Source organism: Streptococcus sp. 9903, assembly GCF_013276625.1.
In the GTDB taxonomy this organism is placed as follows: Bacteria; Bacillota; Bacilli; order Lactobacillales; family Streptococcaceae; genus Streptococcus.
The window spans coordinates 95,586-122,303 of sequence record NZ_VMLI01000002.1; the positions used below are offsets into that span (position 1 = coordinate 95,586).

At 39.0% G+C, this 26,718-nt stretch carries 28 protein-coding genes; 6 read left to right on the top strand and 22 right to left on the bottom strand.

From position 1 onward, the window contains the following. Positions 1-471: 471 nt before the first annotated feature. The 3 genes from dhaM to dhaK are packed head-to-tail and all read right to left on the bottom strand — an operon-like array spanning position 472 to position 2,432. Positions 472-846: a dihydroxyacetone kinase phosphoryl donor subunit DhaM gene (gene dhaM / locus HT696_RS01730; protein WP_173282905.1), complete on the bottom strand. Its 375-nt coding sequence runs from the start codon at positions 844-846 to the stop codon at positions 472-474. Further along, complete coding sequence (gene dhaL / locus HT696_RS01735) at positions 846-1,421, bottom strand: dihydroxyacetone kinase subunit DhaL (protein ID WP_173282906.1); 576 nt, start codon at positions 1,419-1,421, stop codon at positions 846-848. The genes dhaM and dhaL overlap by 1 nt, the downstream gene beginning before the upstream one ends. 21 nt (positions 1,422-1,442) lie before the next feature. Next, a complete protein-coding gene (dhaK, locus tag HT696_RS01740; protein WP_173282907.1) occupies positions 1,443-2,432 on the bottom strand; it encodes a dihydroxyacetone kinase subunit DhaK in 990 nt (329 codons plus the stop codon). 153 nt (positions 2,433-2,585) lie between these two features. On the opposite strand from dhaK, the gene dhaS reads away from it, so the two are divergent. After that, positions 2,586-3,116 (top strand): dihydroxyacetone kinase transcriptional activator DhaS, encoded by a 531-nt coding sequence (gene dhaS, locus HT696_RS01745; protein WP_000168609.1) that lies wholly within the window; start codon positions 2,586-2,588, stop codon positions 3,114-3,116. After that, positions 3,113-4,102, top strand: coding sequence for a DhaKLM operon coactivator DhaQ (gene dhaQ / locus HT696_RS01750; protein ID WP_023936903.1), 990 nt, complete (start codon positions 3,113-3,115; stop codon positions 4,100-4,102). The genes dhaS and dhaQ overlap by 4 nt, the downstream gene beginning before the upstream one ends. A 203-nt stretch (positions 4,103-4,305) precedes the next feature. Here dhaQ and HT696_RS01755 read toward each other — a convergent pair whose 3' ends face one another. From HT696_RS01755 to HT696_RS01770, 4 genes are all read right to left on the bottom strand, one after another. Beyond that, positions 4,306-4,845, bottom strand: coding sequence for a ClbS/DfsB family four-helix bundle protein (locus HT696_RS01755; protein ID WP_173283203.1), 540 nt, complete (start codon positions 4,843-4,845; stop codon positions 4,306-4,308). Between the two features lie 57 nt (positions 4,846-4,902). Next, the gene (locus HT696_RS01760; protein WP_000031476.1) at positions 4,903-5,397 is read right to left on the bottom strand and encodes a YkgJ family cysteine cluster protein; all 495 of its coding nucleotides are present in this window, start codon (positions 5,395-5,397) and stop codon (positions 4,903-4,905) included. A 134-nt stretch (positions 5,398-5,531) separates the two neighbouring features. Next, positions 5,532-7,265, bottom strand: coding sequence for a phosphoenolpyruvate--protein phosphotransferase (gene ptsP / locus HT696_RS01765; protein WP_033680190.1), 1,734 nt, complete (start codon positions 7,263-7,265; stop codon positions 5,532-5,534). Positions 7,266-7,270: 5 nt separating this feature from the next. Further along, on the bottom strand, positions 7,271-7,534 hold the full coding sequence (locus HT696_RS01770) for a phosphocarrier protein HPr (RefSeq protein ID WP_000146947.1): 264 nt from the start codon (positions 7,532-7,534) through the stop codon (positions 7,271-7,273). A gap of 349 nt (positions 7,535-7,883) precedes the next feature. Between HT696_RS01770 and nrdH the strand changes: the two genes are divergently transcribed. The 4 genes from nrdH (at position 7,884) to HT696_RS01790 (ending at position 12,433) form a co-directional block, all read left to right on the top strand. Beyond that, entirely contained in the window at positions 7,884-8,102 is a 219-nt protein-coding gene (nrdH, locus tag HT696_RS01775) for a glutaredoxin-like protein NrdH (protein ID WP_000259242.1), read from the top strand. A gap of 80 nt (positions 8,103-8,182) precedes the next feature. Beyond that, on the top strand, positions 8,183-10,342 hold the full coding sequence (gene nrdE, locus HT696_RS01780; protein WP_173228819.1) for a class 1b ribonucleoside-diphosphate reductase subunit alpha: 2,160 nt from the start codon (positions 8,183-8,185) through the stop codon (positions 10,340-10,342). 187 nt (positions 10,343-10,529) lie between these two features. After that, entirely contained in the window at positions 10,530-11,492 is a 963-nt protein-coding gene (gene nrdF, locus HT696_RS01785) for a class 1b ribonucleoside-diphosphate reductase subunit beta (protein ID WP_000451369.1), read from the top strand. 179 nt (positions 11,493-11,671) lie between these two features. After that, positions 11,672-12,433 (top strand): DeoR/GlpR family DNA-binding transcription regulator, encoded by a 762-nt coding sequence (locus HT696_RS01790; RefSeq protein ID WP_000917605.1) that lies wholly within the window; start codon positions 11,672-11,674, stop codon positions 12,431-12,433. On the opposite strand, the gene HT696_RS01795 is transcribed toward HT696_RS01790, so the two are convergent. The 15 genes from HT696_RS01795 to lepA form a co-directional block, all read right to left on the bottom strand. Next, entirely contained in the window at positions 12,430-12,591 is a 162-nt protein-coding gene (locus tag HT696_RS01795) for a hypothetical protein (protein WP_173283205.1), read from the bottom strand. The two genes, HT696_RS01790 and HT696_RS01795, sit on opposite strands and share 4 nt — an antisense overlap. A gap of 125 nt (positions 12,592-12,716) precedes the next feature. Next, positions 12,717-12,974, bottom strand: a complete 258-nt coding sequence (locus tag HT696_RS01800) for a DUF3884 family protein (protein WP_000475754.1) — start codon at positions 12,972-12,974, stop codon at positions 12,717-12,719. A 42-nt stretch (positions 12,975-13,016) separates the two neighbouring features. Beyond that, entirely contained in the window at positions 13,017-14,423 is a 1,407-nt protein-coding gene (gene lacG, locus HT696_RS01805; protein WP_000169282.1) for a 6-phospho-beta-galactosidase, read from the bottom strand. Positions 14,424-14,762: 339 nt separating this feature from the next. Further along, positions 14,763-16,454, bottom strand: coding sequence for a lactose-specific PTS transporter subunit EIIC (locus tag HT696_RS01810; RefSeq protein ID WP_173283207.1), 1,692 nt, complete (start codon positions 16,452-16,454; stop codon positions 14,763-14,765). Then, complete coding sequence (locus HT696_RS01815; protein WP_173283209.1) at positions 16,454-16,771, bottom strand: PTS lactose/cellobiose transporter subunit IIA; 318 nt, start codon at positions 16,769-16,771, stop codon at positions 16,454-16,456. Before HT696_RS01815 ends, HT696_RS01810 begins: the two co-directional genes overlap by 1 nt. Before the next feature lie 35 nt (positions 16,772-16,806). Continuing rightward, positions 16,807-17,643: a transcription antiterminator gene (locus HT696_RS01820; RefSeq protein ID WP_173283215.1), complete on the bottom strand. Its 837-nt coding sequence runs from the start codon at positions 17,641-17,643 to the stop codon at positions 16,807-16,809. A gap of 232 nt (positions 17,644-17,875) precedes the next feature. After that, on the bottom strand, positions 17,876-18,856 hold the full coding sequence (gene lacD, locus HT696_RS01825; RefSeq protein WP_172929036.1) for a tagatose-bisphosphate aldolase: 981 nt from the start codon (positions 18,854-18,856) through the stop codon (positions 17,876-17,878). A gap of 1 nt (position 18,857) precedes the next feature. Beyond that, positions 18,858-19,787 carry a tagatose-6-phosphate kinase gene (locus HT696_RS01830; RefSeq protein ID WP_173228830.1) on the bottom strand — a complete coding sequence of 310 codons (930 nt, stop codon included), beginning with the start codon at positions 19,785-19,787 and terminating at the stop codon, positions 18,858-18,860. A gap of 10 nt (positions 19,788-19,797) precedes the next feature. Continuing rightward, positions 19,798-20,313: a galactose-6-phosphate isomerase subunit LacB gene (lacB, locus tag HT696_RS01835; protein WP_001216910.1), complete on the bottom strand. Its 516-nt coding sequence runs from the start codon at positions 20,311-20,313 to the stop codon at positions 19,798-19,800. Positions 20,314-20,343: 30 nt separating this feature from the next. Next, on the bottom strand, positions 20,344-20,769 hold the full coding sequence (gene lacA / locus HT696_RS01840) for a galactose-6-phosphate isomerase subunit LacA (RefSeq protein WP_000029277.1): 426 nt from the start codon (positions 20,767-20,769) through the stop codon (positions 20,344-20,346). Positions 20,770-20,925: 156 nt separating this feature from the next. Beyond that, entirely contained in the window at positions 20,926-21,822 is an 897-nt protein-coding gene (locus HT696_RS01845) for an aldose 1-epimerase family protein (protein ID WP_173283217.1), read from the bottom strand. Positions 21,823-22,026: 204 nt separating this feature from the next. Continuing rightward, positions 22,027-23,502 (bottom strand): PTS galactitol transporter subunit IIC, encoded by a 1,476-nt coding sequence (locus tag HT696_RS01850; RefSeq protein WP_173283219.1) that lies wholly within the window; start codon positions 23,500-23,502, stop codon positions 22,027-22,029. Positions 23,503-23,549: 47 nt separating this feature from the next. Continuing rightward, the gene (locus HT696_RS01855) at positions 23,550-23,855 is read right to left on the bottom strand and encodes a PTS sugar transporter subunit IIB (RefSeq protein WP_000590549.1); all 306 of its coding nucleotides are present in this window, start codon (positions 23,853-23,855) and stop codon (positions 23,550-23,552) included. A gap of 38 nt (positions 23,856-23,893) precedes the next feature. Continuing rightward, complete coding sequence (locus tag HT696_RS01860) at positions 23,894-24,370, bottom strand: PTS sugar transporter subunit IIA (RefSeq protein WP_000521974.1); 477 nt, start codon at positions 24,368-24,370, stop codon at positions 23,894-23,896. Between the two features lie 412 nt (positions 24,371-24,782). Further along, the gene (gene lepA / locus HT696_RS01865; RefSeq protein WP_001047207.1) at positions 24,783-26,606 is read right to left on the bottom strand and encodes a translation elongation factor 4; all 1,824 of its coding nucleotides are present in this window, start codon (positions 26,604-26,606) and stop codon (positions 24,783-24,785) included. Positions 26,607-26,718: the final 112 nt, after the last annotated feature.

Genomic DNA, 26,718 nt, shown 5'->3' on the forward strand with positions numbered 1-26,718 from the left:
CTACCTCATTATGTTTAAATTATTAGAAATATTATACCATATTAAACAAAATTATGATTTTGATTTTTCTTTAATAGTATTTATCCAATCATTTTTACTAGAATCTAACATAGAATAACACTATCCCATACAATTGACAGCCCAAATCTTTCAGAATAGAACAATCCTAACTATCGAATACCCTAACTTCATAAATATCTATGCAATTCTAGGTTTAGAATTCCTATAAACTAAATGTTTTGGCACTCTTCTAAGCCATTGATTGCCTTAAATGTTAATTTTTGAAGGATTCTAAAGCTAGAATAGTTCCATCACAATCAGTTTTGAATGATTCACAATTTAGAAACACTATAGGTTTACTCTTGTTAAAATAAAAAGGAACTGCCCAAAGCAATCCCTTTTTATTTACTTAAAATTTGATAGTTGAGATAATCAATAGCCCACCTATAAAAAGTGTTATAGTAAAATTCCTTATTTATTGATTTCAAGCTCAGACAACTGTGTTTGAATAACTGACAGTTCTGCACCAGCCTGAAGAAGAGCAGCTGCAGTATAAGCACCTTCTACAATTGGAACCCTATTGATGATGATACTTTTATCACTGAAATCAGTCACCATTTCTAAGTTCATTTTAGCAGAACCCAGGTCAAAAAAGGCTAATAAGGTATCTGCTGGATTTTCGGAAACAACCCTATCTACTTGATCAAAACTTGTTCCAATTCCTCCATCTTCGGTTCCCCCTACATAAGTAATCGGAACATCCTTAGCTACTTCACTAATCAGTTCAACAAGACCTTCTGCAATGTTTTTGGAATGTGAAACGATAACAAGACCAATACTTCCCATTAAACCACCCCAGTTTCTAAAAGAGCAGTAAAGAGTAATCCTGATGAGAATGATCCAGGATCAATATGTCCAAGAGAACGTTCCCCTACATAAGATGCCCTTCCTTTAGTTGCAAGTAAATCTTTGGTAGCATTCACTACCTTATCAATAACCTCTTGAGTCAATTGACCAGCAGACAAAGCAACAATAACAGAAGTCCAAACATCAACCATTGTCTTTTCTCCAACTTCTGCTTTCCCACGTTTGACAATCATATCCAAACCGCTTTGTAATATTTCCTCTATTTTCGAATTAGAATCAGCCTTGGCCATGCCCATAAAAGCAGAGCCATACAAGGGACCAGAAGCACCGCCCACCTTACTCAGTAATTGCATTGAGACAAGTTTAAACACATCACTGCTTGTTTCAAATTGCTTTCCTTCTAAGTTCTCCATAACTGCAGCCATGCCACGCGCCATATTTCCACCGTGGTCTCCATCTCCTATAGGGGTGTCTAGCTCACTAAGGTAATCTTTCTGTTCTTGAATCTTTTCATTAAAAAGCTTCATCCATTCAAGAGCTTGTTCAGCATTCATGAAACATTTCCTCCTTGAGTTTTACCAAGCTGGTGTAGTAACAGGTGCATTTAGAGCATTCAACCACTCATCATCTGCCAATCGAATCAATGTTAATGACAAACCAGCCATATCGATTGAAGTCATATAGTTTCCAATTTTCTTAAACGCCAACTCAACACATTTTTCATGGAGTAATTTAGCCACATCATTTGCAAATACGTATTGTTCCATAAGAGGAGTGCTTCCTAAACCATTGATGAGAAGTCCATAGCGTTCACCAGATTTAAGTTGGAAACCTTCAGATAGTTTTTCAACCAATTCTGAGGCCAATTGTGCTGAAGGTTGCATTTTCTCTTTCTTATATCCCGGTTCACCGTGGATACCAACTCCGTATTCAAATTTATCATCTTCTAGAACAAAACCTGGTTTCCCAACCTCAGGAACGGTTGCTCCAGACAGGGCCAGCCCAATTGTTTTAATTTCTAAGACAAGTTTATCGGCCAAGTCCTTCATTTCAGCCAATGATTTACCAGAACGGGCCGCATCACCTAAAATTTTATGGACTAAAATAGTACCTGCAACACCTCGACGACCTTGGGTATAGAGACTATTTTCAACAGCGATATCATCATCAACCACAACGCTTGCTACATCAACACCTTCCATTTCAGCAAGTTCTTGTGCAATTTCAAAGTTCATAATGTCACCAGAATAGTTTTTGATGACCATGAAAACTCCAGCACCTTCATCAGCCGCCTTAATGGCTTCTAAAATTTGGTCTGGAGTAGGTGAAGTGAAGACTGCTCCACAAATGGCAGCAGACAACATTCCATCTCCTACAAATCCAGCATGACTTGGTTCATGTCCTGAACCTCCACCTGAAATAAGTCCAACTTTTCCTGTCTTTTCTGCCTTTCTAACGATGACATCAAAACCATCTAAGCGTTCTACCAAGTCATCATGCATGAATGACAATCCCTGCAACATTTCATCAACAACTTGTGTCGGTTCATTTATAATTTTTTTCATGAGAAACTCCTTTCGGCATCTACCTTTGTTTTCGTTTTCATTATATATTTTTTATCGCTGGCTGATAAGGGACAGATTCTATTATTTGTCCCCTTTTAAACCCGTTTAAAACATTTTTTTGGTAAAATGAAGTAAGTAAAAGAAAGGTTTCCTATGGCATCATCACTCATTACAAAAAAACGGATTGCCAAGGCATTTAGAGACCTATTAGCTACTAGAGAATTTGACAAAATCTCTATTGTAGATATCATGGAATCAGCTGGCATTCGTAGACAGACCTTTTATAATCACTTTCTTGACAAATATGAACTGCTAGACTGGATATTTGAAACTGACTTAACCGAGTATATTACCAATAACTTGGACTTCATTTCAGGCCAAAAACTATTACAAGAATTATTTTTTTATTTCGAACAAGAGCGTGACTTTTATATTCAACTTTTTGATATTCAAGGGCAAAATAACTTCTATGACCACTTTATCAGCTACTGTCGCTTGCTTGTATCAAAAATTTTAAGAGAATACGGTCAGATTGATATCGATTCATCTGCTTATACTTGTTTTTTGTTAGACTATCATTCACATGCTCTAGCAGAAATCGTGAAGGCTTACGTCAATAAAAAAAGTCCAGTTCCACAACCAGACTTTCTAATCATGACAATTATTGGAAAGAGACCACAATGACATTTATTTCAAATCATAAACAGAAAATTATTTCAAGTTACATTTCAGCAACTGTTAGCAGTCATCCCGAATTAGAAAAACACCCTACTTTACCATTAGTCTATCAAAAAAATCGAAATCCTCATCAGGTTCCAATCTTGTCGGGTGGAGGTTCCGGTCACGAACCTGCGCATATTGGATATGTGGGAGAAGGAATGCTTACTGCTGCTATCTATGGCCAATTATTTACTCCACCTACAAGAACTGAAATCTTAGAGTCCATTCGTTTTTTAAACAATGGTCACGGTGTCTTCATCATTGTAAAAAATTTCGAAGCAGACATCAAAGAATTTAGCTGGGCCATTAACACCGCTAGACAAGAAGGAATTAAAGTCGGCTATAGTCTAGCACACGACGATATTTCTATTGAACCTCACAATAGATTTCAAATTAGAGGAAGGGGACTTGCAGGGACAATCTTACTTCATAAAATCCTAGGATATGCAGCTCAAAATGGTGCCGACATAGAGCAACTAACTGATTTAGGTCATGAACTTGCTCCCGAAATCGCAACAATTGGCTTTGCAACGAAAGCTGCTAGTCTCCCCCAAGCCCCCCTTCCACTATTTAACTTGGAAGAAGGAAATATTTCTTATGGTATTGGGATACATGGCGAAGAAGGCTATCGTATCGTCCCATTCCAATCATCGGAAATCCTTGCAAATGAAATTATAAGTAAATTAAGATTGCACTATCATTGGAAAAAGGGTGATCAATTTATATTGCTTGTAAATAATCTAGGTACTACTACCAACCTAGAAATGGGCATATTTATCAATGACATCCTTCAACTCTTAGAAATTGAAGGAGTCACTATTACCTTTATAAAATCAGGAACATTTATGACCAGTCTAGATATGGCAGGTATATCCGTAACTCTTTGCCCTGTAAAAAATAAGCAATGGTTAGAAGCGCTCAATGCTCCAACGACAGCTTTTGCATGGTAATTTGCTTGTATAACTCAAAAGGGCTACATCACTTGATAGCCCTTTGCTTTTATCTTATACTCAATGAAAATCAAAAAGCAAACTAGGAAACTAGCCGCAGGCTGTACTTGAGTACGGCAAGGCGACGTTGACGCAGTTTGAATTTGATTTTCGAAGAGTATTACGTTTAAAAGAACTCATTCTTGCAATTTCAAAAAGTCCATCTATCCCTTACAATTCTTCCGATGAGCTTTGAGTTTTTTCAGAGCCCAATCATAGTGGCTTGACGTGCTACTAACAAAGTAGGAACCTAGACTTGTCCCACCCGTCCACTTATAGACACCTTTGGTAAAGAGTTCGTCATTGCTAAAAACTTCTATCAACTCTAAAACCTCCCTATGTGATTGTTCTAGGAGTCTAGTCGCTTCTTCTAAGGAGGTTTTCTGGTGCTTCTTCCAAAAAGCGACATTCATTTCTCGATAAGTTTTCCAATTATAAGGTTCAGGGAGAAAAGGTCTTTCGTGACCTTTTTGATTAGAATAAACCCAAGTCAAAAGCAACTGATGCCATTCATAAAGATGGATCAAGACATCCCGTAGATTTTTATCCCTTTTCCAGTGAGCTTCTTTTTTCTTTGGGTCTCTTGAAAAATCAAATGGAGTCTGTAGCTCATCTTCACTTAGTTGGGAGATGAAACGATTGAGCTTTTCATAGTTTTCCTTAGAGGCCAGCATTAGATCCTCTTTTGTTTTCGGTCTAGGCACAGGAGTACTCCCTTCATATTACTAGTTATTATTAGAGATTTTTTATCCTTTAAATCTCTACAACTTATCCTTTAATTTCTCAACAAAGAGATAGGCTGCTGGACAGGTCAAGGTATTCTTAATCGTCAAATGGTTGATTTGATGGATCTTTTTGCGGTCAGTATGAGGGAATTCACGACAGGCCTTTGGACGAACGTCATAGATAGAACAAAGGTTATCTCCTCCTAAAAATGGGCAGGGCATGGATTTGAAAACCTTATCTCCATCTTCATCTACCTGCAGAAACTCCGCTTCAAAAGCTGGTAATTTCATCTTAAAATACTTGGCAATTCGTGTAATATCCGCTTCTTTAAAGTCGGGTCCCAAAGTCTTACAACAGTTGGCACAGGCCGTACAATCAATCTCCGCAAAGACTTCTTGGTGAATCTGCTGGGCTATCTTATCTAGATTTTTTGGTGGCTTTTTCTTTAGATTGGCTAAAACTTTTCGATGCTCCTTCTGCTTTTGCAAGGCTAGCTGGTGGTAATACTCAATATCAATTTCTTTAGACATGGTTTCTCTCTTATTCTATTTGTTTCCCCCTATTATATCATGCCTCTGACTCATTGAAAAGTGGACTTTATAAGACCATACTTTTCCAAAATGCGTCAAAAAAACCTTGCAACTAGGTTACAAGGTTAATGACATTAATCAAAGTTAACGTATTCTTTTTGAAGTTCAAGAACTTCTTCCATTGTTGAACACTCTGTAAGGGCACGGTTAGCGTACTCTTCCATCTTAGCAGTATCCAATTTCTTCATCAAGCTACGTGTACGAAGTACTGATGTTGCTGACATAGAAAATTCATCCAAGCCCATTCCGACAAGAAGTGGAACAGCTTTTTGGTCACCAGCCATCTCACCACACATACCAGCCCATTTACCTTCAGCGTGAGCTGCCTTGATAACGTTGTTGATCAAGCGAAGGATTGATGGGTTATATGGTTGGTAAAGGTATGAAACTTGCTCGTTCATACGGTCTGCTGCCATTGAGTATTGGATCAAGTCGTTTGTACCAATTGACATGAAGTCTACTTCTTTTGCAAATTGGTCTGCAAGCATGGCTGCTGCAGGGATTTCAATCATGATACCAACTTGGATATCATCCGCAACTGCAACACCTTCAGCAAGAAGGTTTGCTTTTTCTTCTTCATAAACTGCTTTAGCTGCACGGAATTCTTTCAAAAGGGCAACCATTGGGAACATGATACGCAATTGACCATGAACAGAAGCACGAAGAAGAGCACGGATTTGTGTACGGAACATTGCATCTCCAGTTTCAGAAATAGAGATACGAAGAGCACGGAATCCAAGGAATGGGTTCATTTCATGTGGCATATCGAAGTAAGGAAGTTCCTTATCTCCGCCGATATCCATTGTACGAACAACCACTGGTTTACCATTCATTCCCTCAAGAACAGCCTTGTATGCTTCATACTGCTCATCTTCTGTTGGGAAGTCTTGAGAATCCATGTACAAGAACTCTGTACGGTAAAGTCCAACAGCTTCTGCACCGTTGTTGTTAACACCTTCAACGTCTTTTGGAGTACCGATGTTAGCAGCCAACTCAAAGTGTTTACCGTCAGCAGTCACTGTTTGAGCATCTTTCAAAAGTGCCCATTCAGCTTTTTGTTTAGCATAAGCTTCACCAGCTGCTTTAAATTCTGCCGCTTGTTCATCTGTTGGGTTGATAATCACTTCACCAGTAATTCCGTTAACGGCAAGGATATCACCGTCTTTGACGATTTCAGTGATGTTATTTGTTCCCAATACAGCTGCAATTTCAAGTGTACGTGCCATGATAGCTGAGTGGCTTGTACGTCCACCGATGTTTGTGACAAAAGCTTTTACAAAGTTTTTGTCCAATTGAGCTGTATCAGATGGTGTTAAGTCATGTGCAATCACGATTACTTCTTCATTGATAGAAGCTGGGTTTGGCAATTTCTTACCAAGAAGGTTTGCCAAGACACGTTTTGTCACGTCGCGGATATCCGCTGCACGTTCTTGCATGTATGGGTTGTCTTCCATACCTTCAAAGATCGTGATGAACATGTCAGTCACTTCTTTAAGACCTGCTTCTGCATTGACTTTCTTAGCACGAATTGTTTCTTTAATCTGACCAATCAATTCTGGGTCAGAAAGAACCATCAAATGAGCGTCAAAAACTTGAGCCGCTTCTTCACCAAGCGTACCTACAGCTTTCTCGCGGATAAGAGAAAGCTCGTTTTGAGAAGCTTCAAGAGCAACATCCAAACGAGCCTCTTCTGCGTTTGTATCTTCGACTGAAACAGTTTCGAATGACAAATCCGGTTGAACGAGTAGATATGCTTTTGCAACTGCAACACCGTCAGATGCTGCGATTCCTTTAAGCATTTCTGTCATTTCCCTTATGCCAATCCTTCTTTTTCCATTGTTTCTGAGATTGCAGCGATAGCGTCATCTGCATCTGCACCTTCAGCTGAGATAGTTACGTCAGCACCTTGGCCAACACCAAGACTCATAACACCCATAATTGATTTAAGGTTAACTGATTTACCTTTGTACTCAAGAGTGATATCTGAAGCAAATTTGCTAGCAGTTTGCACCAACAATGTTGCTGGACGTGCGTGAATACCTGTTTCTGCCACTACGTGGAAATCTTTAGAAGCCATAGTTTGACTCTCCTTTTGTTCTTTCTTTTTTGAGTTATATGTGATAACCCTTACAATTTGGTATTATACCATCTTCTAGGATTTTTTTCAAGCATTTTCTGGATTTTCCTTCAATTTCCTTTCAGATAACTTGCTGAAAATCTTCTATCCTAGATAACAAAACACAGGATATAGTTTCTTTAAAAACGATTTATAGGATAATCATTGCTGTTTTATAAAACAAACACTACATATTGTGTTTTGTGAGCTTGACTAGAAAAAAAGACCACTATATTTAGTTCAAATCATTGACAAAATTTTATTTTCTGATATACTAGGATAGAATTAAATTTTAAAGAGGAGTTACACAATGGTAACCGTTTATTCTAAAAACAATTGTGTCCAATGTAAAATGACCAAGCGTTTCTTGGACAGTAATAACGTTGAATATAAAGAAATCAATCTTGATGAGCAGCCTGAGTACATCGATCAAGTCAAAGAACTCGGTTTTAGCGCAGCTCCTATTATTCAAACACCAACTGAAGTCTTTTCAGGTTTCCAACCAGGAAAACTGAAACAATTAGCATAATCTTAGTACATCATCCAGAAGAAACTGCTTCTAGGGCTAACTTAGAAGCCTTTCTTTTGTAATTAGATAAGGGAAATTTTATGGGATTAAAACATCTTGAGGACGTGACTTACTTCCGTCTCAATAACGAAATCAACCGTCCTGTTAATGGACAAATCATGCTTCATAAAGATAAGGAAGCCTTGGATGCCTTCTTTAAAGAAAATGTCGTTCCAAACACTATGGTTTTTGATTCAATCAAAGATAAAATCAACTACCTCATTGAACACAACTACATCGAAACAGCCTTTATCAAGAAATACCGTCCAGAATTTTTGGAAGAATTGTCACAATTTATCAAAGACCAAAACTTCCAATTCAAGTCTTTCATGGCTGCCTATAAATTTTATAATCAATATGCCTTAAAGACTAATGACGGTGAATACTATCTTGAAAGCATGGAAGACCGTGTCTTCTTTAACGCCCTTTATTTTGCTGATGGGAATGAAGCTGTTGCAATCGATATCGCCAATGAAATCATCCACCAACGCTACCAACCTGCTACTCCTTCCTTCTTGAATGCTGGACGTGCTCGTCGTGGGGAGTTGGTATCTTGCTTCCTGATCCAAGTAACGGATGATATGAACTCTATCGGACGTTCAATCAACTCTGCCCTTCAACTTTCACGTATTGGTGGTGGTGTGGGAATTACCCTCAGCAACCTTCGTGAAGCTGGTGCACCTATCAAAGGCTATGAAGGAGCAGCTTCTGGAGTCGTTCCAGTTATGAAACTCTTCGAAGACAGCTTCTCTTACTCAAACCAATTGGGTCAACGTCAAGGTGCTGGTGTTGTCTACCTCAACGTCTTCCACCCAGACATCATCGCCTTCCTTTCAACTAAGAAAGAAAACGCCGATGAAAAAGTTCGTGTTAAGACCCTTTCACTTGGTGTTGTAGTACCTGATAAATTCTACGAATTGGCTCGTAAAAATGAAGAAATGTACCTCTTCAGCCCTTACTCTGTCGAAAAAGAATACGGTGTGCCATTCAACTACATTGACATCACTGAAAAATACGATGAATTGGTCGCAAATCCAAATATCCGTAAGACAAAAATCAAGGCGCGTGATTTGGAAACTGAAATCTCTAAATTGCAACAAGAGTCTGGTTATCCTTATGTCGTCAACATTGATACGGCTAACCGTGCAAATCCTGTTGATGGTAAGATTATCATGAGTAACTTGTGTTCTGAGATTCTTCAAGTGCAAGAACCAAGCTTGATCAACGATGCTCAAGAATTCCTTCAAATGGGAACAGATGTTTCATGTAACCTTGGTTCAACCAACGTGGTTAACATGATGACTTCACCTGACTTTGGTCGTTCTATCCGTGCTATGGTTCGTGCCCTTACTTTCGTTACAGATAGTTCACACATCGTAGCTGTTCCTACCATCGACCATGGAAATAGCCAAGCCCACACCTTTGGTCTCGGCGCCATGGGACTTCACAGCTACCTTGCCCAACAATTGATTGAATATGGATCGCCTGAGTCTGTTGAATTTACAAGCATCTACTTTATGCTTATGAACTACTGGACCTTAGTTGAGTCAAACAATATCGCGCGTGAACGTGGTATCACCTTCCACAACTTTGAAAAATCAGACTACGCTAAGGGAAGCTACTTCGACAAGTATGTAACTGGCGAGTTTGTTCCAAAATCAGACCGTGTTAAAGAACTCTTCAAAGATGTCTTTATTCCAAGCGCTGCTGACTGGGCTGAACTTCGCGACAAGATTCAAGCAGATGGTCTTTACCACCAAAACCGTCTAGCTGTTGCTCCAAATGGTTCGATCAGTTACATCAACGACGTTTCTGCTTCTATCCACCCGATTACGCAACGGATCGAGGAACGTCAAGAAAAGAAAATTGGTAAAATCTACTATCCTGCTGCTGGCTTGTCAACAGAAACCATTCCTTACTACACTTCGGCTTACGACATGGATATGCGTAAAGTGATTGATGTTTACGCCGCTGCAACAGAGCACGTGGACCAAGGACTTTCACTCACACTCTTTATGCGTAGTGACATTCCAAAAGGACTTTACGAATGGAAGAAGGAAAATAAACAAACGACACGTGACTTGTCTATCCTTCGCAACTACGCCTTTAACAAGGGTATCAAGTCTATCTACTACGTCCGTACCTTTACAGATGATGGTGGAGAAGTCGGTGCTAACCAATGTGAAAGCTGTGTGATTTAGTTTCTAGCATAGAAACACTATTTTTCCCTAAGCAGCACTGATAAAATCAAATCTACTAGGTCATAACATAATTTATGTAACATTTTAAAAGTCGGGCTTCCGACTTTTTGTGCGATACTCCTATAGAATTATGGTGAAATAGACATAATTGTGAGTTCGCAATACTAAACACAGAAAGAGATTTCAAATGGAAACTTACTACAAAGCCATTAACTGGAATGCCATCGAAGATGTCATCGATAAATCAACTTGGGAAAAACTGACGGAGCAATTCTGGCTCGATACACGTATTCCCTTGTCAAACGACTTGGATGACTGGAGAAAGCTATCTAACAAAGAAAAAGACTTAGTTGGAAAAGTTTTTGGTGGTTTAACCCTTCTTGACACTATGCAATCTGAAACTGGGGTTCAAGCCCTTCGCGCAGACATCCGTACACCACATGAGGAAGCTGTTTTCAATAACATCCAATTTATGGAATCTGTCCACGCTAAATCTTACTCATCAATCTTTTCTACCTTGAATACTAAGGCTGAGATTGAAGAAATTTTCGAATGGACCAATACCAATCCTTACCTACAAAAGAAGGCTGAGATTGTCAACGAAATCTACCTAAACGGCAGCCCACTTGAAAAGAAAGTTGCCAGCGTCTTCCTCGAAACCTTCCTCTTCTACTCTGGTTTCTTCACTCCCCTCTACTATCTCGGTAACAACAAACTAGCCAACGTTGCAGAAATCATTAAATTGATTATTCGTGACGAGTCTGTTCACGGAACTTACATTGGTTACAAATTCCAACTTGGTTTCAATGAATTACCTGAAGAAGAGCAAGAAAAACTCAAAGAATGGATGTACGACCTACTCTATACTCTTTATGAAAATGAAGAAGGCTACACAGAGAGTCTTTATGACGGTGTTGGTTGGACTGAAGAGGTTAAAACCTTCCTTCGCTACAATGCCAATAAAGCTCTCATGAACATGGGACAAGATCCACTTTTCCCAGATTCAGCTGAAGATGTCAACCCAATCGTTATGAACGGTATTTCAACAGGAACTTCCAACCATGACTTCTTCTCTCAAGTCGGAAATGGTTACCTTCTTGGCGAAGTTGAAGCCATGCAAGATGATGACTACAACTACGGTTTGGACTAATTCTCCACCACTCTTAACCATCAAAAAGTAAACTTGAAACAACAAAATAATAATCTAATAAAATATCGAAGTTTTGAAAACAAACCTCGATATTTTTGTTTTTGTTTTATTTTGTTGTTTTTGTATTTGAATGATGAGCTAGTTTATGGTAAGATAGTAGTAGGAAACGAGGTGATAATATGCTCAAACAAGAAAAATTAACCAAAATTTTAGAGACAGTAAATAGTAAAGGAACCATAACGGTTAAACAGATTATGGACGAAATAGCCGTTTCAGATATGACTGCAAGGCGCTATTTACAGGAATTAGCTGATAAAGATTTGCTGATTCGTGTGCATGGTGGAGCTGAAAAACTTCGAACCAACTCCCTTTTGACTAATGAGCGATCAAATATTGAAAAACAAGCCCTCCAAACGGCAGAAAAACAAGAAATAGCCCGTTTTGCAGGCAGTCTAGTAGAAGAAAGAGAAACTATTTTTATTGGACCAGGAACAACATTAGAATTTTTTGCACGTGAGTTGCCTATTGACAATATCCGCGTCGTGACCAACAGTCTACCTGTTTTTCTGATTTTAAGCGAACGAAAATTAACAGATTTGATTTTGATAGGTGGAAATTATCGCGATATTACAGGTGCTTTTGTTGGCACATTGACCCTACAAAATCTCTCTAATCTCCAATTTTCTAAAGCTTTCGTTAGCTGTAATGGTATTCAAAACGGGGCTCTAGCTACTTTTAGCGAGGAAGAGGGAGAGGCTCAACGCATCGCTTTAAATAATTCTAATAAAAAATATTTGCTCGCAGATCATAGTAAGTTCAATAAGTTTGATTTTTATACTTTTTATAATGTATCAAATCTTGATACTATTGTTTCAGATTCTAAACTAAGTGATTCAATCCTTTTTGAGCTATCTAAACTTACTAAAGTCATCAAGCCTTAATAAACCTGAAAGATTCTAGTTAACAACTCAATTTCAGAAGTAAATCTTCCCACAATAAAACGCATAGTATCAAGGTTTTCAACACCTGATATTATGCGTTTTTCTGTATCAAAGACTTTTTGCCCAATTGCTTTATCTGCAACCTCAAAGCTATGCATTGAGAAACCTGCGACTCGCTTCCTAGTTTAAAGTTGCTCTTTGATTTTCATTGAGTATAAGCAAGGTGATTAGATAAGAGTTTTGCAGCGTACTAGGTATAAGATTTAACTTTTTTGGAAATTGGTTACGATTGTTGAAACGGCATAAAATCTGAATCAAAGGAGATAGTATCCCATTCTTCAGGATTGATAAAATTTAAAAATAGATTTTTAAATTCTTCCAGCTCATAGTCTGAATGACAAATCCATTCTTTACCGGTCGAGACATACCATTTCCCAAGGCTTTTCAGTTCTTCATTCGTCAAACACGGTATTTGAGAACATTTTTCAAAGTTGATAATATAAACTTTTTCATAAATAGATTGGATAAAATTTTTGAACATCTTTTTGCCTCACTAAAATTCTATATCTAATGACTCATTCTACTACTCAATCACTTGAGTTTCCGCTACTTTCTTGTACCAATGAGCTGATTTCTTCGGATAACGTTCTTGCGTTTCAAAGTCTACATAGAAGAGACCATAACGTTTCTCATAACCGTTTGACCATGAGAAGACGTCCATCAATGACCAAATAAAGTAACCTTTTATATTCGCTCCATCTGCAATCGCATCAGACAAAACCTCTAAGTGTTGTTTGACATAATCAATACGGCCATCATCGTAAACAGTGTTATCAACGAACTCATCTTTATATCCAAGACCATTTTCAGTGATGTAGATTTTCTTATAATTAGGATAATCTTTCTTCACGCGCATGATTTGGTCATACAAACCTTGAGGGTAGATAATCCAATCCCAATCCGTACGTGGTACATAATCAGGAGCTACACGACGACCAACACCTTTGATTTGGTATTTAGAACTTCCTTTCTCACCCTTACCATTATGGATGATTTCAGTTTCTCCATCAAAGGCTTCCATCCAGTCACTCATATAGTAGTTAATTCCAAGGAAGTCATTCAAGTCTTTTGCGGCTTCTAATACTTCGAAATCTTCGTCACGCAAGTCAAGCTTTCCACCATTGGCAGCCAAGATAGCCTCTACCCCTGCCAGGGTCTTTTCAGAATAGTGACCCAGATAAGTTGCATCCAAGATAAATTTATTGTGAATAATATCTTCCAACTCTGCTGCACGAACATCTGCTGGATTTTTAGGATTCAAAGGATACTTAGTTGGTAGAGCGTGAACAACACCAATTTCACCTTTATAACCTTTATCTTTATATAGCTTAACTGCACGCGCATGAGAAACCATCATATTGTGGTGCGATTGGAAAACTTTGGCAAGGTCGTACTGAATACCTGGAGGGAATTTCCCAACCAAGTATTGACCATCACCAATTGGCCCAATTTCATTAAAGGTTGTCCAATAGTTTACTTCTGGAAATTCTTCAAAACAGAAGGCAGCGTAGTCTACAAAGTGTTCGATATTTTCACGGTTTAAGAAGTCTCCATTTGAGTGGAGAGCTTCTGGCGTGTCAAAGTGATGAAGAGTTACAAAGGGCTCAACATGACGTTTGTGACACTCTGCAAATAAATTATGATAAAACTCAACACCTTTCTGATTTACTTGACCATAACCAGTCGGGAAAATACGTGACCAAGCAATAGAAATTCGAATGCCATTGACACCATACTCTTCTGCTAGCTTGAGGTCAACTGGATATCGATTGTAAAAATCACTGGCTGGTTCGGCAGTGTACCAGTAGTTATCTTCAAGATACTTATCCCACGCAACTGGTCCTTTTCCATCAGTATGTGTAGCACCTTCTGCTTGATAGGCAGCTGTTGCGCCACCGAAAATAAAATCTTTTGGTAATGTTTTTGTCATTTTTTTCACCTATTTCTTGATTTAAATAAAATAAAAGTGAGAGGAGAGGAGTCAGTGAGCCATCCTTCTCCATCTCACTTCTTGTAGCAAGTCACCGAATTGTGACATGGGGAGGTAAAAACGATATCTTTTTACCGACGAATTAATAAGGCGATTAGGAAATTCGCCATAGCGATTTCCGTAACGATAGGAGATTATTTCAGAGTCCCTATTATTAATCGAATTGTGACATGAGGAGGTAAAAACGATAATCTTTTTACCGACGAATTAACAAGGCGATTAGGAAATTCGCCATAGCGATTTCCGTAACGATAGGAGACTATTTCAGAGTCTCTAGCCTTAATCGAATCGAGCTTGTACAAATGCAAGAGCACCTTTTCCATCACGGGTTAATTTGATGTATTGAGCGCCTTCTGTTTTCGCAAGTTTAATACCGAGTTTATCAGTTTCTGCTTTCATATCTTCAAAGTTTGAAGCAACTTGAGGGGCAAGGATAACTAGATCAAACTCTGGTAACATTTCACGGTGAGCACCATAGCCACCTGCTGCTGCTTTCACAGGGACATTGTATTCTGCAGCTGCCTTGTTCAAAGCATTTGCAAGAAGTCCACTTGTCCCTCCACCTGCACAGAGAACGAGGACATTTGTTTCTTCAGTGATGGTATTTTGTGCTGCATCGACACCCGCTTTTTCAAGAATAGCATCCGCTTTTGCAGTGTTGAAGTTTGCAGCAACTTTTTCTTTCAATTCATCATTAGATTTACCTGAACGCTCTTCTTCAAGAATTTGTTCATCATATACTTTAAGGAATGGATAGTAAATGACTACGTCAACCACGATTAGAAGTGCAGCAAGAATGAATGATAGAACCTGGAAGTTCGTACCAAGAACTAGACCTAGTGGAGCTGGAGTTGTCCAAGGTAGATTCGCAGTAAATGAGTTCATTCCAAGAGTTTCGATAAAGAATTTAAAGATCCATACGTTTGCGATTGGAGCAAAGATAAATGGAATGAAGAAGATTGGGTTCAATACAAGTGGTGCACCAAACAAGATTGGTTCATTTACACCGAAGAAGGTTGGAACTACTGAAGCACGACCGATTGCACGGTTACGTTTGGATTTTGTCAACCACATGAACATGAATGGAACAACCAGTGTCGCACCAGTACCACCCATGGTAACGATAAACATTTGTGTACCAGAAGTAAGAATCTTGTCAGCGTGCATTCCTTGTTGGAGAAGGTTCAAGTTGACTTCTGCATTGGCATAGGTAATAGCTGCGATAGCTGGTTCAACGATAGATGGACCATGAATCCCAACAAACCAGAAGAAGGCAAAGGCACCAAAGATAATGGTAATACCAAGATAGCCATCAGCTGCAGAGAATAATGGTGCAAAGAATTTACCGATTGATTCAGCTACGCTTGCACCCACAAAATGACGTGCTAGTAAATCAAGAGCATAAAGTGAAACAACTGAGAGAGTGAATGGAATCACATCTTTAAAGACTTGTGAGATATTTGGTGGAACTTCGTCAGGCATGCGAATGGTAACGTTGTTCTTAACACAGACCTTATAGATGGCTACAGTAACAAAGGCAGCAAGGAAGGCTGAAAGCAAACCTTTTGTCCCCAAGAATCCAGTAGCTAGACCATTTTCGATAGGGTCAGCTGCCAACATCAACAAACCAACAATTGCTGCCAACAATGTTGACATATAGTTGATTTGATTTGTTTTCTCCATGCTACGGTTTACTGAGTCGGTCAATGACTTAGCTGTTGTACCAGCTACCAACAAAGCCAAGATACCCATTGAATAGCTGTAAGGTTTCATGAGGAGATTAACAACATCATCAGACCATTTAAAGCCCCATGAGTTTGGTACAAAGGCGATTAAGATAAAGATACTTGAGAAGAGAATAACAGGCATACCTGCAATGAAACCATCACGAATAGCACGAAGATAGATATTACGAGATAATTTCTCAAAGAAAGGCTTTCCTTTCTCGATAAATGCAATTAGTTTGTTCATTATTTAACTCCTCTCTTATAAAGTTCGATTAAGTGGTGCATCAAATCTTTTAACAAGACAGTTGTCATCAAGTGGTCTTGGCCATGCATCATGGTCACACTATATGCTAAGTCCTCACCTGAAGCTTCCTTAGCCAATAGACTTGTTTGCGCGTGGTGAGCCTCTGCAATGCAAGAACCAGCTTCCTCAACTAAGCTATCTGCTTTCGCAAAATCACCAGCTTCAGCAGCCTTTAAAGCTTCCAAGAGTTTTGAACGAGCATCGCCAGCATAGGCTACGATTTCAAAACCTAACAATGTTACTTCTTCTCTATTCATGATAGAATTCTCCTTATATAGTTTTAAATAAATTTTTATGACAATAAACGTTGGATATGTAGAACTAGATAAACTCGTTCACTTTTATACAAATCAAGACCCGTATGTTGCGTAATCACATCATAGATCTTGGAACCAATCTCGAAGGCTTTTGGATAGGATTGTTTAATATGATCTTCCATATCCAGAAGTGATTGGTTATCATCTCTAGATCTGTCTAAATAATCCAAGAAATAATTCAAATGAATCATAAAACGATCATAGAAATGGTTATTCTCTTTAGTTCGTTGAATTGAATAGTCCGTTAGAACTTCTTCAACATTCCTCAGAATTTCTTTCCTCTTATCAATCGACTCCACAAGTTCCACTTCATTTTCACCTTCGGCATTAATGAAATGATAAGCAATCCGAATAATTTCGTCCTCAGGAAAATGATCTGCTAGCTTCTGACGGTAAATTTCAAAGGCTTCATTTGCGATTTGAAAAGCGACAGGATACTTGGCAGAAATATCTGGCAGATTGCTATCCTTGTACCTTCCTTGTGCTAGAGCTTGGTAAGAACAGTAAATATGATCTGTCAAGGTTACGTAGAGATACTCTTGAATCGGATAATGATATTTCTTTGATAGCTTATCAATGATTTCATAGGTCACTGTGATAAAATCAAGCGGAACATCTTTGAGGAGAGTCATAAAGTTTTCTCTGGACTCTTCGGTCTTCATCCGAAAGATTTTCTCAACCTGATGTTCAGCAATCAAATCTCCCTTCTTCTTTCCAAATGCAATCCCCTTACCAATCACAATCACTTCTTCTCCTTTATCATTTCTGACAAGCGAGACATTGTGATTCATTGGATTTAGAATTCGATACATGTCAACCTCCTTTTATATTTTAAAGGTATATGAGTATAAAAAATGACCACAAATGAACTAGAAAATCAGCCGATTTCTAATTCACCTGTGATCATGCCTAATATTACTTAGTAACACTCACCTTGTATTAACTTGTGATTTAAGTATAGCACAAGTAAGTTATTTTGTAAACCTTTACATACAACTTTTTTTAATTTTTTTAGATTCATGTTCCTAACCTAGGAGGACTTGCTTACACGCGTTCTTTCCATGAAGTCGCTGTTATTTGAAGAACTTTATTGAGTTCGTCAATGTTTTCAAAACCAGTTGTGCGAAGCCATTCGCGAGCTGCTGCTTCACCATCTTTGATGTATGCTTCAACTGATCCAGCCCATGTAGCACGGCCACAAAGAACACCGTTAAAGTTTGCACCTGATTCATGAGCAAATACAAGAGTATCTTGGAAGAGTTTAGCTGATACACCAGCACTCAAGTAGATGTATGGCAAGTTAGTTGCTTCATCTTGTGCTTTGAAGAAGGCTGCTGCTTCTTCACGTGTATAAACTACTTCACCTTCAGCAAAGCCTTCAACATATTTAATGTTAACAGGAACTTCTACTTTCAAGACATCAATGTTAAAGCGTGGGTCTGAGAAGACTTTCATAGCACCAATAACTTTGTGTGGTTTTACTTTAGCATATTCTACAGAACCAGCGTCAGCAATTTTTTCATCGTAAGCAAGGATTTCAAGGAAGAATGGGATATCTTCAGCCACACATTCAGAACCGATACGTTCGATGTAAGCCTGTTTTTCTTGGTTGAGTTCGTCTGAGCTATCTACGTCATAGTAAAGCAAGAATTTAACTGCATCTGCACCTTCTTCTTTAATACGTTTTGCAGACCAAACATCCAAGCAGTCTGGCAAGCGTTTTGTGCTTGTTGTGTCATAACCTGTTTTTTCATAAGCAAGGAGAAGACCAGCTTTTTCATCAAGAGCTTTAGTTGCTGGAAGTCCATACTCAGGGTCAAGAAGCATTGATGAAGCGTATTTAGTCAATTCATCTGCTACCAAAACTTTCAGTTCTTCCATTTGAGCTACAGTTGGTTCTTCTGTTTGGTGTTGAGCCATGAGGCGTTTCAAAGCACCACGTTGGTCAAATGCAAGAGCTGAGATGATACCATTTTCATCAGAAAGTTTTTCTAAGCGTGCACGTTTTTGTTCTGTTAAAGCCATTTTATACCTCTTTTACTATTAATTGATCATATAGAGCTTGATAGTTGGCCATGTTGACATGACCAGTCATTTTTTCTTGAGCATTGAGCATACCAAGGACATTTGCCTTGATGAGTAATTCTGCATCCGATTCTTTGTGAAGAAGTCCTGAAGAAATTCCTGCTACAGTAGAATCTCCAGATCCAACAGGGTTGACTACCTGAATTCTAGGAATATCTACCTTGTAGAAAGTGTCACCATGTTTGGCAAAGGCACCGTTGGCACCAAGTGAAACGATAATCCATTCAATCCCTGCAAACAAAGGTTCTTGAAGGACTTCTTTTAATTCATCCAAATCCTCAGAAACTTCTCTTCCTAGAAGTTGAGACAATTCCTCATTATTTGGTTTGATGACTGTTGGTTTATGTGGTGATTCAAGAACCGCCTGAAGTGCTGCACCAGAGCAGTCCAAGACAACAGGCTTGCCAGCTTGATTAGCAAGTTCTACCAAGCTCGCATAGTAATCAACTGGAAGACCAGCGGGTAAACTACCTGAGATAGCTACTACTTCAACAGACTCCAGAAGATTTTTGAAATGTTCCAAAAAGTCTTGACCTTCCTGTTCCAATACTTCAGGACCTTTTTCAAGAACTTCTGTTTGGTTGTCTCCGTGAAGAATAGCGATACAGTTCCGAGTTTCCCCCTGAATTGAGAAGAAATCTTTCTTTACTTGATCATCGATATGTTCAACCAAAAACTCACCAAGTTTACCACCAACTAAACCAGTAGCAAGAACAGAATCCCCAAATTCTGAAAGTACTCGGGTAACATTGAGTCCCTTACCACCAGCCGTTTTGGTTACATCAACCACACGATTGACAGTATCAATCTTTAACTCATCCAAGGGATAGGAAATATCAATGGATGGGTTCATTGTGACTGTTAAAATCATAGGTCACCTCTTAGTCGTGGTATTCTCCGCGATCCCATTTTTCAAGGAATTCAGTGAAGAAGTTTGCGTCTGTTTGTTGAGCATTGTGGCTTTCAAGGTGTTCAATTTTCGCAATCAATTTCTTGTTTTCTTCAGATGGTTTGTATTCAGCATGAATGAAAGCTTCGATGATATCACACATAAGCAATTCACCAGTAATCTTACCACCAAAACCGATAACGTTGGCGTTCAATTGTTCTTTAGCATAAAGGGCTGTTGTCATATCACGAACCAAGGCAGAACGGACACCTGGAACTTTATTTACAGCGTTGTTGATACCAACACCAGTACCACAGATACATACCCCAAGATCAGCTTGACCGCTAGTTACAGCTTCCCCTACTTTTTTACCAAAGATTGGGTAGTGAGTACGTGTATGGTCATATGTACCAAAGTCAATAACTTCATATCCTTTTGATTTCAAAAATTCTGAAACCGCCATTTTTTCATCTGTTACGATGTGATCACATCCAATTGCAATTCTCATTTTTAACTTACCTTTCTTACTGTAATCTAATTAGCACATTTTGTTCAACATGTCGACCCGAATTTGGTGACGTCCACCATCGTATTTACCGTTAACAAATCCTTTAGCGATGTTTTTAGCCAATTCATCACCAACAAGTTGTGCACCCATAGTGATCATACGTGAGTTGTTGTGGCCACGAGTCATATAAGCTGAACGTTCGTCAGATACTTCTGCAGCAACCATTCCTTTGATCTTAGTTGCGACCATAAATGGACCAGCTCCATAAGCATCAATCACGATACCAAGGTTTTGTTCTTCTTTGTTTACTTCTGCAGCGACAGCAAGAGTCACATCAACAAAGTCTTGACCTTCAGCTGTAACATCCACAACGTGGAAGTTTTCTTTTTCCAAGAAGTCTTTCACAACTTCTTTCAATCTCAAACCTGCAGCATCTGCACCGATAACAATAGACATATTGTATACTCCTTTTTATTTTTTCTATGCTGGATTCCAGCAGTGTATTGACTGTCTTTAAAAAACAGTCAATTAGTCCTTACAAACATAATATACTACTATTGTTTGAAAAAGTCAACAGTTTGTGTTTGTTTTTGTTATTTATTTTTTACTTTTTTATAAAACTTCTATCTCAAAACCTAATTCTTCAACCTGATTGGCTTCTAAGAGACGAACATTCTTCTTATCTTCTAAATGATCTCCTTCTTCAAGGGATGTTGACAAGCCAGACCATGGTTCAAAGGCAATGAAAGGTCCCTTGTTCAAAGTTGACCAGATGATGATGTTTGGAAACTCTGCAAAGTGCACTTTCAATCCCTTATCATGTTTACGAGAACGAAGGGCAATTGTTCGAGATTGCAATTCATCCAAAGTCACTGCATCTGTGCTGAAAAGATCATAGCTTAGGTCTAATTCTTTTTGATTCTCTAACCATGGACTTCTATCTTGAAAGTCAAGCATCCCCGTTTCTGGGAAAGGGCGTGGAACAGAGCAAGTCTCTTCTTTCTCAAACTCTAAATAGTAATCTTCATAGACCTCATCATCCAGTAGAGGACAATTAAATCCTGGATGTCCACCAATAAAGTAAGGCATGACCTTGCTAGTTTCTTTATTAAATATTTTGTATTGAGTCCGTACTGTCTTGCCAGTAAGGCTATAAGTGATTTCTAGGCGGAAATGATAAGGATAGTTTTGATAGCTATTCTCATCGTCTTCAATTGCAAAAGTTACACTCTTGTCTGTCTGTTCAACTAATTCAAATTCTTTCTTACGAACCAAACCATGACGAGGAATCTTTCCTTGGATTTCTTGTCCATTATCATCTATATAAAGTGCTATATCCTCTCTCAATGAACCACAAATGGGAAAAAGAACAGGAGCTTGTCCACTCCAATAAGTAGCATCCCCCTGCCACAAATACTCAAGTCCCTCAGCATCTTTTATAGAAGAAAGAGCCCCACCAAAACTGTTAAATTGAACTCTTAATTGTTCTGATTTTAATTCAATTACCATTATTTTCTCCGATTTCTTGATAGTTTATAAAAAACTAGGCTGTCACTCCTAAACGGTATGACAACCTAGTTTCAACAATTTACACTCTGCGAAAATCCAATTCAAACTTCGTCAGCGTCGCCTTGCCGTACTTTAGTACAGCCTGCGGCTAGCTTCCTAGTTTGCTCTTTGATTTTCATTGAGCTTACATTTTATAGGAGCGCATTATTTTGCTTTTGCTGCGTACTCTTCGTTACGTTTGATCATTTGTTTTCTGTACCAAGCAAAGATACCGATATAGAATACAAGGAAGACTACAGCACCAAGGATTGCTTTGATATCACCTGTTGTAGTGTTACCAATTGTCCAACCAAGAAGTTTTTCGATTGGTCCTTCAAGAGTTGAGTGAGTAATCAATTGAGTTTCACTCACACCTGCTGGGAAAGCACCTACACCTTTAGCAAGTTCTGTTGCAAATGGTGCAATAAGTGTACCTGAAAGAAGGAAGAGTGGCAACAAGAGTGTTCCGAAGATGATCATACGGAGCAATTTACCACGAGTTACAACCAAGAGAGCTGGAGTAACACCCATAGCAATGATACCTGCAAGTGGCAAGATACCATTTCCGACTTTTGAAAGAAGTACTGCTTCAACCAACATGATTGGTGCAAGTACGTTAGCACAAGCCCAAATTTCAGCACGACCAGCGATGAATGGCCAGTCAAGACCGATGTTGAATTTACGTCCTTGAAGACGTTTAGTAGCAACGTTTGTAATACCTTGTGAAAGTGGTTCTACTGCTGCGATGAACCAAGAACCGATAAGTGAGAAGAGTTCCAAAGATACACCGGCAGTCAAACCAAGAGACAACCATCCTTTAATAACTAGACGCCATTTATCTGCATCTTCAACACCTGCAATTGGATGTGGAGTTCCCATAATACCGATAACGATACCAAGGATGAAACCGATAAAGAATTTAGAACCCCAGAAACCGATTTTCTTGTTCAATTTTGCGGCGTCAAAGTCGTATTTATCAAGACCTGGGAAGAATTTTTCAAAAATCTTATCCAAAACCATGATAACTGGGTTCATCATGTAGTTCATGTGAGTTGAAGTCATTGGAGATGAACTTGGTGCATTAAGAAGGTCATCAAATGTAGGTTTCATCAAATCAGAGTTGATGATTTTAAGAACCCCAACAAGTACAATAGCTGCTGTAGCAATCAAGAGTGAAACCCCTTGGCTCACACCATTGTTGTCAGCATACCATTTAATCAAAAGACCTGTGATAGACAAGTGCCAGATATCAAAGATATCAACGTCAAGTGTATCTGTTTTCTTCATAGCAAGCATCACTATGTTGACAATCAACATGATGAGCAAGAAGTAAAGTGTCCAAGCAGAACCCCAAGTGATTGTAGCAAGTGGTGCCCAACCAACGTCGGTAATACTCAATTGAATACCAGTATTTTCAACGAATTTTGCAAGCGACGCTGAGAAAGCAGTGTTTAGCATACCGATGATAGCACCGATACCAGTAAGGGCGATGGCAAGTTTGATACCACCTTCAAGCGCTTTGGAGAATTTCACTCCAAAAAGTAGTGCCAATACTGTCAAAATGATCAACATGATGACAGGACCACCCATATCTAAGATAGGTGTGAAAAAGTCTTTGATTAGACCAAAGATTGCATCCATAACTGTTCCTCCCTTTTTATAGTTATATGAATGTTAACAAATTAAAATTAGCTTAACCCGTGTTCTTTAATAGCTGCTTCAATATTGTCAAATACTGGAGCACTCATAGCTGGGATACGGAATAAGATTGGTCCAGCTTCGATAACTGGAATACCTGGGTCAAAACCAAGGTCTGTCGCAGCAATTGGTGTGAAGATGTCATAACCTTTGATAAGGTCTTCGTTAACGTCTTTGACCATAACTGCATCACAGTGCACATCGTAACCACGGTTTGAAAGTTCTTCTTCAAGAGCACTTTTAATTTGGTGGCTTGAGTTAACACCTGCACCGCAGGCAGCAAGAATTTTAATCATATGGATCTCCTCCGATTTAATATTTTTAATAGACAAGATTAAGCGATTGCTTCAGCGATATAAGCATAGAGGGCTTCTGGTTCAGAAATTTTTGATAGGTCTTCAAGATGACCATTTCCTGTGAAGAAGTCCATCAACTGAGCAAGAATATTCGTTTGACTTGAACTTGAGTTATTAATGATAAAGAAGAGTAAAGATACTTCTACTTCCTTATCCGGCGCAATCATATTGTGGAAAGTCACCGGTTTCTCTAATCGAACGACCACAACTTTTTCAGCCAGATTATGAACAATATCTGTGTGAGGAATAGCTACATTCGGCAAATCCTTACCTAAAAATTCCATATCTAAGCCAGTTGGAAATGACTTTTCACGCGTGATCAAGGCTTCACGATAGGTCGGAGTTACGATTTCTCGTTCTTCCAATAAAGTTGCAACCTGATCAAAGAGATGTTCTTGATTATCCGCTTCTAAGCAAAACACAAGGTTTTTGTCAAAGAAATGATCTAATCCCATAAGGTTTTCCCTTCTTTCCATTAACTTTATGCCATAAGTATAACACTATATGAAATCGTTGTCAATAGTTTTCTGTTGATTTTTGTCTCTTTTTTTATATTTTTGTTGTGTTTATAGTTTGTTATATAAAAATAAACACACAAACAAATACTCCAAGTATTTTTTCTGTTCTAATACTCAATGAAAATCAAAGAGCAAACTAGGAAGCTAGCCGCAGGTTGCTCAAAACATGGTTTTAAGGTTGTAGATGAAACTGACGAAGTCAGTGATCATATCTACGGCAAAGCGACGCTGACGTGGTTTGAAGAGAGTTTCGAAGAGTATAAAAACTAAAAAAGCAGACCATCTAAGCCTGCTTTACTATTGATTCTTATACAAATTTCCTATTAACAAGAAAAACAATTCTGATAACTTATTCTTCATCCATACTCAAGACGCTGAGGAAGGCTTCTTGCGGAACTTCTACTGATCCGATAGCTTTCATACGTTTCTTACCAGCTTTTTGTTTTTCAAGGAGTTTACGCTTACGAGAAACGTCACCACCATAACATTTAGCAAGTACGTTCTTACGAAGGGCCTTAATATCAGTACGAGCGACAATCTTGTGTCCAATAGCCGCTTGGATTGGAACCTCAAATTGTTGGCGAGGGATGATTTTCTTGAGTTTATCAACGATGAGTTTTCCACGTTCGTAGGCAAAGTCCTTGTGAACGATAAAGCTGAGGGCATCCACCTTGTCTCCATTGAGAAGGATATCCATTTTGACCAGCTTAGAAGGGCGATATTCTGATAATTCGTAGTCAAAACTTGCATAACCACGTGTCGAAGACTTGAGTTTATCAAAGAAGTCGAAGACGATTTCAGCAAGTGGAATTTGATAGATGACATTAACACGGTTATCATCGATATAATCCATCGTCACAAAGTCCCCACGCTTGCGCTGTGCCAACTCCATCACTGCCCCGACAAACTCCTGTGGTACCATAATTTGCGCCTTAACATAAGGCTCTTCAATGGTCGCAATCTTAGTTGGGTCTGGAAACTCAGATGGGTTTGACACATCCATAGACTCACCGTCGGTCAAATTAACCTTATAGATAACAGACGGAGCTGTCATGATGAGGTCGATGTTGAACTCACGTTCCAAACGCTCTTGGATAACATCCATATGGAGAAGTCCAAGGAAACCACAACGGAAACCAAATCCAAGTGCCTGAGATGTTTCTGGTTCAAACTGAAGACTAGCATCATTCAGTTGCAATTTTTCAAGGGCTTCACGAAGGTCATTGTACTTGTTTGATTCGATTGGATAGAGACCCGCAAAGACCATAGGATTCATCTGCTTGTAGCCATGTAATGGCTCTGCTGCAGGATTGGTTGCCAAGGTAACGGTATCACCCACACGAGTGTCCTGAACCGTCTTGATAGAAGCCGCAATATAACCAACGTCCCCAGTCGCAAGGAAATCACGACCAACTGCTTTGGGTGTAAAAATACCAACTTCGGTCACATCAAAGGTCTTACCATTGCTCATAAGCTGAATCTTATCGCCAGGTTTGACAACCCCATCCATGACACGCACTTGGAGGATAACCCCACGGTAGGCATCGTAAACAGAGTCGAAAATCAAGGCCTTAAGTGGCGCCGTCACATCACCCGTTGGCGCCGGTACTTTTTCTACGATTTGCTCAAGGATTTCTTCAATCCCAATACCAGCCTTGGCAGAAGCCAAAACTGCTTCACTGGCATCCAAACCAATCACATCTTCAATCTCTGTACGCACGCGCTCTGGATCTGCAGCTGGCAGGTCAATTTTGTTAATGACTGGCATGATTTCCAAATCATTGTCCAAAGCTAGATAAACGTTGGCAAGGGTTTGAGCCTCAATCCCTTGAGCGGCATCAACCACCAATATCGCTCCCTCACAGGCAGCTAGCGAACGGGAAACTTCATAGGTGAAGTCTACGTGTCCTGGTGTGTCAATTAAGTGAAAAATATAAGTTTCTCCATCTTTTGCCGTGTAATTCAGCTCGATGGCATTCAACTTAATGGTAATCCCACGTTCCCGTTCTAGATCCATGCTGTCCAAAAGTTGAGCTTGCATTTCACGACTGGATACTGTCTCTGTCTTTTCCAAAATGCGGTCTGCAAGAGTTGATTTCCCATGGTCAATATGGGCGATAATAGAGAAGTTACGAATCTTCTCCTGTCGTTTTTTCAATTCTTCTAAGTTCATGATTCTCTTCCTTTCAGGGTATCTATTTATTATAAATTGTTTTTGACATTTTGACAAGACCATACCCTGCTAGGAGTACTAATCTTCAGCGACAGCTAACTTCTCAAAGTAA